Genomic DNA, 14369 nt, shown 5'->3' with positions numbered 1-14369 from the left:
GCCCCCGGCCCATCCTGAACGCCTTTGCGGAGTGACCTCACATGACTGATGAGAAGAACCTGCTGAACAAGTTGAAGTGGGTTGCGCGGGAGCTGCACCAGACTCGTCAGCAGCTCGAGAGCGCTGAGCAGCGTGATCGCGAGCCGATCGCGATCGTGGGCATGGCCTGCCGGTATCCGGGCGGCGTGAGCTCGCCGGAGGACTTGTGGCGGCTGGTGGCCCAGAACGGCGACGCCGTATCGGACTTCCCCGAGGACCGGGGCTGGGACACCGACTCCCTGTTCGATCCGGACCCTGAGCGGCCCGGCAAGAGCGCGACCCGCAAGGGCGGATTCCTGTACGGCGCCGCGGACTTCGACGCGCAGTTCTTCGGGATTTCGCCGCGTGAGGCGCTGGCGATGGACCCGCAGCAGCGCCTGCTGCTCGAAGCCTCCTGGGAGGCGGTCGAGCGCGCCGGGATCGACATCACCACGCTGAAGGGCAGCCGTACGGGCGTCTACGCAGGGGTGATGTACCACGACTACGCCGCAGGTCTGGAGTCCGTACCGGACGAGATCGAGGGGTATTACGGCACCGGCACGGCGGCCAGCGTCGTTTCCGGCCGGGTGCCGTACACCTTCGGCTTCACGGGCCCGGCGATCACGGTCGACACCGCCTGCTCGTCGTCGCTCGTCGCCCTGCACCTGGCGGTGCAGGCGCTGCGCAGGGACGAATGCTCCCTCGCACTGGCCGGTGGTGTGACGGTCATGTCCAGCCCGGTGATGTTCGCGGAGTTCAGCCGTCAGGGTGGTCTGTCGGTGGATGGTCGGTGCAAGGCGTTCGGTGCCGGGGCGGATGGCACTGGGTGGTCGGAGGGTGCTGGTGTGCTGGTGCTTGAGCGGTTGTCGGATGCGCGGCGTAATGGGCATCGGGTGCTTGCGGTGGTTCGGGGTAGTGCGGTCAATCAGGACGGGGCGAGTAACGGGCTGACGGCGCCGAGTGGTCCGGCGCAGGAGCGGGTGATCCGTCAGGCGTTGGCGAATGCGGGACTGTCGGCGGCCGACGTGGACGCGGTGGAGGCGCACGGTACGGGGACCAGGCTGGGTGATCCGATCGAGGCGCAGGCGCTGCTTGCCACCTATGGGCAGGACCGGCCGGCGGAACGACCTTTGTGGCTCGGGTCGTTGAAGTCCAACTTCGGACATGCCCAGGCCGCGGCGGGTGTGGGCGGAGTCATCAAGATGGTGATGGCGATGCGGCATGGTGTGCTGCCGCGCACGCTGCATGCCGGGGAGCCGACGCCGTTGGTGGACTGGTCGGCGGGTGCGGTGAAGCTGTTGGACGAGGCGCGGCCGTGGCCGGAGGCTGATCGTCCGCGGCGGGCGGGTGTGTCGTCGTTCGGGATCAGCGGCACCAACGCCCACGTCATCCTCGAACAGGTCCCCGAGGCAAGCGACGACGTGGTCCAGGAGTCGGCGGCGGGTGGTCTGGTCCCGTGGCTGGTGTCGGGGCGCACGGAGGAGGCGTTGGCGGCTCAGGCGCGGCGACTGCGCGACCACCTGGCTCGGCAGGAGGCGTTGGATGTGCGGGCGGTGGGTCGTGCGCTGGCGACCGCCCGGTCGGCGTTCGAGCACCGGGCGGTGGTCCTCGCCGACGACACCGACGCCTTCCTCGCCGGCCTTGACGCGCTGGTTCAGGGGGAGGGTGTTGTGGGGCTGGTGCGTGGGGTGGCTGATGGGCCTGCGCGTACTGCGGTGATGTTCACCGGGCAGGGCAGTCAACGGGTCGGTATGGGCGCCGAGTTGTATGAGGTGTTCCCTGTTTTCGCTGAGGCGTTGGATGAGATGTTCGGGCTCTTTGACGAAGAGCTCGGTGGGTCGTTGCGGGATGTGATGTTCGGTGGGGGTGGTTCGGCTGCGGGGATGTTGGACCGGACGGTGTTTGCGCAGGCGGGGATCTTCGCTGTTGAGGTGGCGTTGTTCCGGTTGGTGTCGTCGTGGGGTGTGCGGCCTGACTTCCTGATCGGGCATTCGGTGGGGGAGATCGCGGCGGCGCATGTGGCCGGTGTGATGTCGCTGGGTGACGCTGTGCGGTTGGTCGGGGCGCGGGGCCGGTTGATGCAGGCGCTTCGTTCGGATGGCGGGATGGCCGCGGTGGAGGGCGCTGAGGCGGAGGTTCGGGCCTCGCTCGCCGAGGGTGGTTTTGGTGGCCGGTTGGAGATCGCGGCGGTCAACAGTGCGTCGTCGGCCGTGGTGTCCGGTGATGAGGATGCCGTGGGCGAGTTTGCGGCTGGGTGGAAGAAGCGGGGCCGTCGGGTCAAGCGGCTGACGGTCAGTCATGCTTTCCATTCGTCGCACATGGACGGGATGTTGGAGGAGTTCCGCGCGGTGGCGCAGGGGCTTGAGTATCACCCTCCGCGTGTTCCGCTGGTCTCCAATGTGACCGGTGCACTCGCCGCAGCGGGCGAGGTGTGCTCGGCGGAGTACTGGGTGCGGCACGTACGGCAGCCGGTCCGCTTCATGGACGGAATACGGTCCCTGGAGGCCGAGGGTGTGACGGCGTTCCTGGAGCTGGGCCCGGACGGTGTGCTCTCGGCACTGGGACCGGACTGCCTGGCGGAGGACGGGGAGCGCTCGTCGGTGTTCGTGGCCGGACTGCGGGGCGAGAGCGCGCCGGAGCCGCGTGCCCTGCTGGGTGCTGTGGCCCAGGCGTACGTACATGGTGTTGAGGTCGACTGGTCGACGGTGCTCGGCACCGGGCCGGTTGCCCTTGACCTGCCGACGTACGCCTTCCAGCGGGAGCGTTTCTGGCTGGATGTTCCGTCGCGTCCCGGTGATGTGGCGGGTCTGGGTCTGGTGGCTGCTGGTCATCCGCTGCTGGGTGCGGTGGTGTCGTTGCCGGATGACCGGGGTGTGTTGTGGACGGGGCGGTTGTCGCTGTCCGGGGAGCCGTGGCTGGCCGACCACATGGTGTTTGGTTCGGTGGTGTTGCCGGGTGCGGTGTTGGTGGAGTTGGTGTTGTCCGCTGGTGGACGGGTGGGGTGTGGTCGTTTGGAGGAGTTGACGCTTCAGCAGCCGTTGGTGTTGGGCGCGGTTGGTGGGGTGCGGTTGCAGGTGGCTGTGGCGGGGGTGGATGAGGCCGGCCGGTGTGCGGTGACGGTCCATTCCTGCCCGGACGGCGATGTCGACGGCGGCTTGCTGGGTCGTGAGGTGTGGACGCTGCACGCTACCGGGACCTTGACGGGCGTTGGCTCTGGATCCGGCTCGCGGGACGTCGACATCGATCTCACGGTGTGGCCGCCGCGGGGTGCTGTGTCGGTCGGTGTGAGTGATCTGTACGACCGGCTGGGTGAGCTGGGGTATGGGTATGGGCCCGTGTTTCAGGGGGTGCGGGCTGCCTGGCGTCGTGGCGAGGAGGTGTTCGCCGAGATCGCGCTGCCGGAGTCGGTGAGCGCGGAAGAGTCGGCCGGCTTTGTGATGCATCCTGCTCTCCTGGATACCGCTCTGCACACGTCGATTGATCCGTCGGCTGATGAGGTGCGGCTGCCGTTCGTGTGGTCGGGCGTCGAGCTGTCCGGTGCTGGTGCGGGCGGGTCGGTCGTGCGGGTGGGCACGGTGCCGTCGGGTGACGGCGGTGTGTCCCTACGGGTGGTGGACGCCGCTGGTGCGCCGGTGTTGTCGGTGGGCCGGCTGGTGACGCGTCCGGTGGCGCGGGAGCAGTTGCGGTCGGCCGATGGCGGGCTGCGGGATGCGCTGTTCGGCGTGGAGTGGACTTCGGTCCCGGTCTCGGCGCAGCTGCCGTCGGGGTGGGGCGTGTGGGGTTCGGTCGATGGTTCCGTGCCGGTTCCTTCGGTGGTGGTGTGGGCGCACAGCGGTGATGTGTCCGAGAGCCTGTCGGAGGTCACGGCGCGGGCACTCCGGACCGTGCAGCAGTTCTTGGCCGATGAGCGGTTCGCGGGTTCGCGGTTGGTGGTGCTGACGCGCGGGGCCGTGGCTGCGGGGCCGGATGAAGGTGTGCGGGATCTGTCGGCGGCGCCGGTGTGGGGTCTGGTGCGGTCGGCGCAGGTGGAGCATCCGGACCGGCTGGTGCTGGTCGATGTCGAGCCCGGGCTGTCCGCGGATGCGGAAGAGGAGGCGCTGCGTGTCGCGTTGGGTTCGGGGGAGCCGCAGGTGGCGGTCCGGGGAGGCCGAGCGTTGGTGCCCCGCCTCGCGCGGGTGACTGCGTCCCCGGAGAGCACGACCCAAGCGCTGTTTGGTTCTCGGGGCACGGTGTTGGTGACCGGTGGCACAGGTGGTCTGGGCGCGCTGGTGGCCCGGCACCTGGCGTCCGAGTACGACGTGCGGGATCTGCTGCTGGTGTCCCGACGGGGCGGTGCGGCCGACGGAGTGGATCAACTTGTAGGGGAAATAGCGGGGTTGGGTGCCCGGGTACGCGTAGAGGCCTGCGACGTCGGTGATCGTGACGCCCTCGCACGCCTGCTGGCCTCGATCCCCGACGACCGTCCGCTCACCGGCGTCGTCCACTGCGCGGGCGTCGTCGATGACGGAATCTTCGACTCGTTGTCCCCTGCCCAACTGGCTAGTGTTTTGCGGCCGAAGGCCGAGGCGGCCCTGCATCTGCACGAGCTGACGGCCGGCCTCGACCTCTCGGCGTTCGTGTTGTTCTCGTCGTTTGCCGGTGTGGTGGGGAGTGCGGGGCAGGCGAGCTATGCCGCCGCGAACGCCTTCCTGGACGCCCTGGCGCACGAGCGTCGTGCACAGGGTCTGTCGGCGGTTTCCTCAGCCTGGGGCCTGTGGGAGGAGGACCGCGGCATGGGCGGCCAGGTGACCGAGGTCGACATGGCCCGGATCAGGCACCTGGGTGCTGTGCCGATGCCGGCCGAGGAGGGGCTCGCGTTGTTCGACGCGGTCGTGGCCCAGGACCGGGCCCTGTGCGTGCCGGCTCGTCTGGACCTGGCGGGGTTGCAGAGGCGCGACGCGGAGGGTGTGCCGTCGGTGCTGCGGTCGCTGGTGCGAGGTGGGGTGCGGCGTGCTCGGGTCGAGGACGCGAGCGCTGACTCGGGGCTCGCGGCTCGCGTCGCGGGCCTGGCCGAGGGCGAGCGCCGACGCGTGATCCTGGATGTGGTCCGGGGCCATGTGAGTGGAGTGCTGGGCTATGGCCCGGGCCAACTGGTGGGGGTGGACATCCCGTTCAAGGGGCTGGGCTTCGACTCGCTCATGGCGGTCGAACTGCGCAACCGCCTCAACCGGGCCACCGGACTTCGTCTCCCGGCCACCCTCGTCTTCGACTACCCCACTCCCAAACGAATTGCCGAGTACCTGACGCGGGAACTCGCGGGCCAGGCGGAGGAACGTCCGGTTTCCGCCGCGGCGGTGGTGTCGTCGGGAGCGTCGGACGATCCCATCGTGATCGTCGGTATGGCCTGCCGGTATCCGGGCGGCGTGCGAACCCCGGACGACCTGTGGCAGCTGGTCCTCGACGGGCGGGACTCCATAGGTCCGTTCCCCGATGACCGCGGCTGGAATGCGCGGGATGTCTTCGACCCGGACATGGATACCGCGGGGAAGTCGTATGCGGCCGAAGGCGGTTTCCTGTATGACGCCGCGGACTTCGACCCCGGTTTCTTCGGGATTTCGCCGCGGGAGGCGCTGGCGATGGACCCGCAGCAGCGCCTGCTGCTCGAAGCCTCCTGGGAGGCTGTCGAACACGCGGGCATCGACCCGAAGTCGCTCGTGGGCACCGCCACCGGCGTGTTCACCGGTGTCATGTACCACGACTACGCATCGCGGCTTCCGGACATCCCGGAGGGGTTGGAAGGCTTCCTGGGATTCGGCTCTGCCGGGAGTGTGGCCTCTGGCCGCCTTTCGTACTCCCTGGGCTTTTCGGGTCCTGCGATGACGCTGGACACGGCGTGTTCGTCGTCGCTGGTGGCGATGCACCTGGCGGCGGACTCGCTGCGGCGCGGCGAGAGCTCCCTCGCCCTGGCCGGCGGCGTGACCGTGATGGCGACGCCTGGAGCGTTCGTGGAGTTCAGCCGTCAGGGTGGTCTGTCGGTGGATGGTCGGTGCAAGGCGTTCGGTGCCGGGGCGGATGGCACTGGGTGGTCGGAGGGTGCTGGTGTGCTGGTGCTTGAGCGGTTGTCGGATGCGCGGCGTAATGGGCATCGGGTGCTTGCGGTGGTTCGGGGTAGTGCGGTCAATCAGGACGGGGCGAGTAACGGGCTGACGGCGCCGAGTGGTCCGGCGCAGGAGCGGGTGATCCGTCAGGCGTTGGCGAATGCGGGACTGTCGGCGGCCGACGTGGACGCGGTGGAGGCGCACGGTACGGGGACCAGGCTGGGTGATCCGATCGAGGCGCAGGCGCTGCTTGCCACCTACGGGAAGGACCGCAGCCCTGACCAGCCGTTGTGGTTGGGTTCGTTGAAGTCCAACCTCGGTCACACGCAGACGGCTGCGGGCGTGGGTGGAGTCATCAAGATGGTGATGGCGATGCGGCATGGTGTGCTGCCGCGCACGCTGCATGCCGGGGAGCCGACGCCGTTGGTGGACTGGTCGGCGGGTGCGGTGAAGCTGTTGGACGAGGCGCGGCCGTGGCCGGAGGCTGATCGTCCGCGGCGGGCGGGTGTGTCGTCGTTCGGGATCAGCGGCACCAACGCCCACGTCATCCTCGAACAGACCCCCCCGGAGCAGAGCCCCGCCGAGGACGCTCCGGTCGAGGGCGTATCACTGGGCAGCGGTCTGGTGCCGTGGCTGGTGTCGGGTCGGACGCGGGAGGCGTTGGCGGCTCAGGCGCGGCGACTGCGCGACCACCTGGCCCGGCAGGAGGCGTTGGATGTGCGGGCGGTGGGTCGTGCGCTGGCGGTCACCCGGTCGGCGTTCGAGCACCGGGCGGTGGTCCTCGCCGACGACACCGACGCCTTCCTCGCCGGCCTTGACGCGCTGGTTCAGGGGGAGGGTGTTGTGGGGCTGGTGCGTGGGGTGGCTGATGGGCCTGCGCGTACTGCGGTGATGTTCACCGGGCAGGGCAGTCAACGGGTCGGTATGGGCGCCGAGTTGTATGAGGTGTTCCCTGTTTTCGCTGAGGCGTTGGATGAGATGTTCGGGCTCTTTGACGAAGAGCTCGGTGGGTCGTTGCGGGATGTGATGTTCGGTGGGGGTGGTTCGGCTGCGGGGATGTTGGACCGGACGGTGTTTGCGCAGGCGGGGATCTTCGCTGTTGAGGTGGCGTTGTTCCGGTTGGTGTCGTCGTGGGGTGTGCGGCCTGACTTCCTGATCGGGCATTCGGTGGGGGAGATCGCGGCGGCGCATGTGGCCGGTGTGATGTCGCTGGGTGACGCTGTGCGGTTGGTCGGGGCGCGGGGCCGGTTGATGCAGGCGCTTCGTTCGGATGGCGGGATGGCCGCGGTGGAGGGCGCTGAGGCGGAGGTTCGGGCCTCGCTCGCCGAGGGTGGTTTTGGTGGCCGGTTGGAGATCGCGGCGGTCAACAGTGCGTCGTCGGCCGTGGTGTCCGGTGATGAGGATGCCGTGGGCGAGTTTGCGGCTGGGTGGAAGAAGCGGGGCCGTCGGGTCAAGCGGCTGACGGTCAGTCATGCTTTCCATTCGTCGCACATGGACGGGATGTTGGAGGAGTTCCGCGCGGTGGCGCAGGGGCTTGAGTATCACCCTCCGCGTGTTCCGCTGGTCTCCAATGTGACCGGTGCACTCGCCGCAGCGGGCGAGGTGTGCTCGGCGGAGTACTGGGTGCGGCACGTACGGCAGCCGGTCCGCTTCATGGACGGAATACGGTCCCTGGAGGCCGAGGGTGTGACGGCGTTCCTGGAGCTGGGCCCGGACGGTGTGCTCTCGGCACTGGGACCGGACTGCCTGGCGGAGGACGGGGAGCGCTCGTCGGTGTTCGTGGCCGGACTGCGGGGCGAGAGCGCGCCGGAGCCGCGTGCCCTGCTGGGTGCTGTGGCCCAGGCGTACGTACATGGTGTTGAGGTCGACTGGTCGACGGTGCTCGGCACCGGGCCGGTTGCCCTTGACCTGCCGACGTACGCCTTCCAGCGGGAGCGTTTCTGGCTGGATGTTCCGTCGCGTCCCGGTGATGTGGCGGGTCTGGGTCTGGTGGCTGCTGGTCATCCGCTGCTGGGTGCGGTGGTGTCGTTGCCGGATGACCGGGGTGTGTTGTGGACCGGCCGGCTGTCCCTGGCCGACCAGCCGTGGCTGGCCGACCACACGGTGTTCGGCCGGGTTGTCCTGCCCGGCTCCGTACTCGTCGAACTCGCCCTCCAGGCGGGCGATCACGTGAGGTGCCCCCACCTCGAAGGGCTGACCTACCACCAGCCGCTGGTGCTGCCGGACGAAGCCGGTACCGCCGACCTCGCCGCCGCCGTGTCGATCCAGGTGCTCGTGTCGGAAGCGGACGAGGAAGGCCGGAGGGCGGTGGAGGTGTTCGCGAGGCCCAACGGCGCGACGGACGACGCCGAGTGGACGCTGCACGCGTCCGGCGCGCTGACGCGCAGCGGGGGCGAGGCGAACGCCGAGGACGCCTTCGAGGGCGTACAACCGGACGTATGGCCGCCTGCCGATGCCTCCCCACTGCCGGTGGAGGACCTGTACGAGCGGATGGCGCAGGCCGAGACCGATCTCGGCCCGGCGTTCCAGGGGATACGAGCCGCCTGGCGGCGCGGTGAGGAGACGTTCGCCGAGGTTACGCTGCCGGACTCGGTGAGCGACGAGGCGGCCACGTACGGCATCCACCCGGCGCTGCTGGACGCCGTGTCACGCGTGGCTTCTCTGGATGCGGAGGCCGCTGTCGGAGCTCGGATGCCGTCGGCCTGGTCGAGCGTCGAGCTGTTCGGCGTGGGCGGGGCCGACGTGCGGGTGAGCGTGCTGCCGTCGGCCGGTGAGGTGTCGGTGCGGGTGGTGGACGCGTCGGGCGCTCCGGTGTTGTCCGTAGGTCGACTGGTGACGCGTTCACTCGGGCGGGACGAACTGAAGTCCGTCGATGACGCGTTGAGGGACGCACTGTTCGCCGTGGACTGGACTCCGGTCTCGGTCTCAGTCTCTGCGGAGCTTCCGTCGGCGTGGGGCGTGTGGGATTCGGTGGACGGTTCCGGGGCTGCTCCCCTGGTGGTGTGGGCCCACAGCGGCGACGCGGCGGAAGGCGCGTCGGCGGTGACGGCGCGGGCGCTGCGGACCATAACCGAGTTCCTGGCGGACGAGCGGTTCGTGGACTCCCGGTTGGTGGTGTTGACGCGTGGGGCCGTGGGCGTGGGTTCCGATGGTGGCGTCGAGGATCTGTCGGCGGCGCCGGTATGGGGTCTGGTGCGGTCGGCACAGCTGGAGCATCCGGACCGGCTGGTGCTGGTCGATGTGGAGCCTGGGCTCTCCGAGGCCGCCGAAGAGGCGGCGCTGCGCATCGCGTTGGGCTCAGCGGAATCGCAGGCGGCGGTCCGGGGCGGCAGAGCATTCGTGCCGCGCTTGGCGCGAATCACCGCATCCACGGACAGCACCACTCAGGCGTCCTTCGATGCCCGGGGCACGGTGTTGGTGACCGGTGGCACAGGTGGTCTGGGTGCATTGGTGGCCCTGCACCTGGCGTCGGCCGCGTACGGAGTGCGGGACCTGCTGTTGGTGTCCCGGCGGGGCGGTGCGGCCGATGGCGTGAACGAACTCGTGGCGCAGCTAGCGGAGTTGGGAGCCCGGGCGCGGGTGGAGGCGTGTGACGTGGGTGATCGTGACGCCCTCGCCCGCCTGCTGGCCTCGATCCCGGACGACCGTCCGCTCACCGGAGTGGTCCACTGCGCGGGCATCGTCGATGACGGTGTGATCGAGTCGCTGGACGCGGAGCGGCTGGCCGGCGTGTTCCGTCCCAAGGTGGATGCAGCCCTGCATCTGCACGAGCTGACGGCCGGCATCGACCTCTCGGCGTTCGTCCTGTTCTCCTCGGTGGCCGGGGTGTTCGGAGCGGCCGGCCGGGCGAGTTACGCCGCCGCGAACGCCTTCCTGGACGCTCTCGCGTACGAGCGCCGCGCGCAGGGTCTGCCAGCGGTCTCCGCGGCCTGGGGCCTGTGGGAGGAGGACCGTGGCATGGGCGGCCAGGTGACCGAGGCCGACATGGCCCGGATCAGGCGCGAGGGCGCCATCGCGATGTCCGCTGAGGAGGGCCTCGCCCTGTTCGACGCGGTCGTGGCGCACGACCGGGCCCTGTGCGTGCCGGCTCGCCTGGACCTGGCGATGCTTGCCGGCGCCGGCACTCCGCCGCTGCCCGTGCTCCGTCAGCTCGTACGGCCCGCGCGCCGGCGGCTGGACGCGGCCGCTCGGCAGGAGGACGCCCCGGCGAACGCGGCCGACAAGCTCGCGGGGCGCCTGGCCGGGCTGTCGGACGCCGAACAGATGCGTATCCTGCTCGGTCTCGTACGCGGCCACGTGGCCACCGTGCTCGGCCACCCTGACCCGGAGGCGGTCTCCCCGGACCGGGGCTTCCTGGAGTCCGGTTTCAGCTCGGTGGCCGTGGTCGAACTCCGCAACCGCCTCAGCCAGGCGACCGGCCTGCGGTTCTCCGCGGTGACGTTGTTCGACCACCCCAATCCCCGGGCCGTGGCGCGGCACCTGCAGGCCAGGCTCGAGGTCGCCGCTGACTCGGCCGCCCCCGACCTGGGTGGGGCCGGCGCCGCAGTGGAGTTCCAGGCCGCCCTCGCCGCACTTCCGCTCTCCCGCCTCAAGGAGGTCGGCGTCCTGGACGCCCTGCTGCGGCTCACCGGATTCGACAGCGCGCTCGGCGACGGGGGTGCGTCCGCGGAGGCAGCCGGAGCACAGGGCGGGCGGGCCGCGCCTGGCGGCGCCGATCCGCACGCTGTGACACCAGAGTCCATCGACGCCATGGATCTGGAAAGCCTCGTTCACATGGCGATCAACACCGACGCCTGAAAACCCCTCGGGAGTTTGCTGATGGACACCACCGACGATCGAGTTGTGCACGCGCTGCGCGCGTCGATCAAGGAAACCGAGCGGCTGAAGCAACAGCACCAGCAGCTCGTGGAATCGCTGAACGAACCGATCGCCATCATCGGTATGGCCTGCCGTCTTCCCGGCAAGGTCGTCTCTCCGGAAGACCTGTGGCAGTTCGTTCTCGACGACGGCGACGCGATCGGCGCGTTTCCCGACGACCGCGGCTGGGACCTGGACGCGCTGTACGACCCCGAACAGCGGCGCAAGGGCACCCTGTACGTGCGGGAGGGCGGCTTCGTCGACCGCGCGGCCGACTTCGACGCCGCGTTCTTCGGCGTGAGCCCGCGTGAGGCCACCGCCATGGACCCTCAGCAGCGGCTGCTGCTGGAGACCGGCTGGGAGGCCTTCGAACGGGCCGGCATCGACCCGACCGCCCTGCGCGGCACGGACGTCGGCGTCTTCTCCGGCACCAACATCCAGGACTACTCGTCGCTGCTCCTGAGCTCCCCCGGCGCCTTCGAGGGACACGTCGGGACAGGAAACGCGGCCGCGGTCCTCTCCGGCCGCCTCGCCTACACCTTCGGCTTCGAAGGGCCCGCGGTGACCGTCGACACGGCATGCTCGTCCTCGCTGGTCGCACTGCACCTGGCAGCGCAGTCCCTGCGCCAGTCGGAGTGCTCGCTGGCGCTGGCAGGCGGGGTGACGGTGATGTCCACGCCGATGGGGTTCATCGAGTACAGCGGCCAGCGGGTACTGGCCAAGGACGGGCGTTGCAAGTCGTTCGCCACCTCGGCGGACGGCACCGGATTCTCGGAGGGCGTCGGCATGCTCCTGCTGGAGCGGCTGTCGGACGCCCGGCGTAACGGCCATCCCATCCAGGGTCTGATCCGCGGGTCCGCGGTCAACCAGGACGGTGCCAGCAGCAGTCTGACCGCGCCCAACGGCCGCGCCCAGCAGCGGGTCATCCTGCAGGCGCTGGCGAACGCCCAGGTTCCGTCGGACCAGGTCGACGTGCTGGAGGCGCACGGGACCGGCACCGAGCTCGGGGACCCGATCGAGGCGGAGGCGCTGCTGGCCACGTACGGGAAGGACCGTACGCCCGAACGTCCGCTGTGGCTGGGGTCGGTGAAGTCCAACATCGGCCACACCCAGGCGGCGGCCGGCCTCGCCGGAGTGATCAAGATGGTCCTGGCGATGCGTCATGGCGTGGTGCCCAGGACGCTGCACGTGGACAGCCCCACGCCGCACGTGGAATGGGGGTCGGGTGCCGTGCGCCTGGCCACCGAGCCCGTCGCATGGCCGGAGCACGGGCGGCCGCGCCGCGCGGGGGTCTCGTCGTTCGGGATCAGCGGGACCAACTCGCACGTCATCCTCGAACAGGCCCCGGCCCTGGCCCCCGCCCCGGCGCCCGGTACCGACGGGGCGGCTCCGGAGCCGGGGTCGGCGATGCCGGCCGGCACCTTCCTGTGGACCGTTTCCGGGCGCAGCGAGCAGGCGCTGCGCGCCCAGTCGGCACAACTCGCCGCTCATGTGCGAAGCAACCCGGATCTGCCGGCCGCCGACCTGGCCATGTCCCTCGCGGGCCGTACGGCGTTCGAGCACCGCGCCGTCGTGGTCGGTGCGGACCGGACCGGCCTGGAGGCCGGGCTCGACGCGCTGGCGGCCGGGCGCGAGGACGCCCGCGTGGTCCAGGGGGCGAGCACCGCCTCGGGCAAGACCGTGTTCGTCTTCCCGGGGCAGGGCTCACACTGGCCGGACATGGCCGGGCGGCTCCTTGAGTCGTCGGCGGTGTTCCGCGAGCGCATCGCGGAGTGCGATGAAGCGCTCTCCGCGTACGTGAGCTGGTCGTTGACGGACGTCCTGCGCCAGAAGCCGGGGGCGCCGTCCCTGGACCGCCTGGACGTGGTGCAGCCCGTGTTGTTCTCCGTCATGGTGGCGCTCGCCGAGGTGTGGCGGGCGCACGGCGTCGAGCCCGATGCCGTCATCGGCCATTCGCAGGGGGAGATCGCCGCCGCGTGCGTCGTCGGCGCACTGTCGCTGAAGGACGCAGCACGGATCGTCACCCTGCGCAGCGTCCTGCTGAACCGGCTGACGGGGAAGGGCGCCATGGCGTCGTTCCTGCTGTCCGCCGAGGAGGTGGCGCGCCGCATCGAAGCGTACGGCGACAGGCTCTCGATCGCCGCGGTGAACGGCCCCACGTCGGTCGTGGTGTCCGGGGAGCCGGAGGCCGTGGACGAGCTGGTGGCGGTGTGCATGGCGGACCGGGTACGGGCGCGGAAGGTGCCCGGCGCGACCGCGGCGGGCCACTCCGCCCAAGTCGACGCGCTACGCGAGGAGTTCGTCGACTCGCTGGCATCAGTCGCGCCGCGCCGGGCGAGCGTGCCCTTCTACTCGACGGTCCTCGGCGAGGTGGTCGACACGGCCGCACTGGACGCCGGGTACTGGTACCGGAACCTGCGCGAGCCGGTGCTCCTTGAGGGCGCCGTACGCGGGCTGCTGGAGGACGAGCACCGGTTCTTCATCGAGGTCAGCCCGCATCCCGTACTGACCGTGGGGCTTCAGGAGACCTTCGAGCAGGCGGGCGCGCCGGCCGCGGCGGTGGGCACGCTGCGCCGGGACGAGGGAGGGGAGGAACGATTCCTCATCTCGGTCGCCGAGGCGTACGTGCGGGGGCTCCCGCTGGACCTGACCCGCATGCCGCACGTGTCCGATGCCCGCCGCGCGGACCTGCCGACGTATGCCTTCCAGCGCAGGCGGTTCTGGCCGGACGCGCAGATGACGGTCGCGTCGGCCCAGCCGACCGGCGCGGTGGCCGCAGGCGCACCGGGTGCTGTGGGTGGCCAGGACGCCGAGAGCGCGGGACAGGCCGACGAGGGCACCAACGGGCACATGCTCCGACGGCTGGCCGAGCTGCCCAGGGACGAGCACGACGCGTTTCTGGTGGACGTGGTGTGCGAGCAGGCCGCCGCGGTACTTGGTCACGGCTCGGCCGGGGAGATCGAGATGTGGCGGCCGTTCCAGGACCTCGGCTTCGATTCGCTCACGGCCGTCGAGCTGCGCAACCGGCTCTGCGCCGCGCTCGACCTCACCCTCCCGGTCACCCTGGTCTTCGACCACCCCACGCCCCGGGACCTTGTCGACCACTTGGCGTCGGCGGTGGCGGATGCCCATTCCGACCTGGCCTCCGCCACCCGCTCCGAGGCGCTGACCCACCTCGACAAGCTGGAGGCCGTACTGGTCGAGCCGCACGCGGACCCCGACCAGAACGACGAGATCAGCCTCCGGCTGCAGCGCATCCTCACCCAATGGGCGGACGCCCGGGCCGCTGCGGAGAACGCTGCGAGCGCCGTGAGCGACGAATTACAGGCGGCCACGGACGAGGAAATGTTCGAGATGATCGGCAAGAAATTCGGAATTTCGTAAATCGGTCACCGAATCACAGTCCGACGAGTCACG

2 protein-coding genes are annotated in these 14369 nt (G+C 70.2%); both read left to right on the top strand.

The features are described 5' to 3' along the window. The first annotated feature begins 41 nt into the window (after positions 1 to 41). Entirely contained in the window at positions 42 to 10892 is a 10851-nt protein-coding gene (locus tag OG447_RS25135) for a type I polyketide synthase (protein WP_266939498.1), read from the top strand. A gap of 21 nt (positions 10893 to 10913) precedes the next feature. After that, on the top strand, positions 10914 to 14336 hold the full coding sequence (locus OG447_RS25125; RefSeq protein ID WP_323181852.1) for a beta-ketoacyl synthase N-terminal-like domain-containing protein: 3423 nt from the start codon (positions 10914 to 10916) through the stop codon (positions 14334 to 14336). The last annotated feature ends 33 nt before the right edge of the window (positions 14337 to 14369 follow it).

The organism is Streptomyces sp. NBC_01408, assembly GCF_026340255.1.
Taxonomy (GTDB): Bacteria; Actinomycetota; Actinomycetes; order Streptomycetales; family Streptomycetaceae; genus Streptomyces.
The sequence above is the reverse complement of the archived record's forward strand: the minus strand, read 5'-3'. Positions and strand labels throughout refer to the sequence as shown.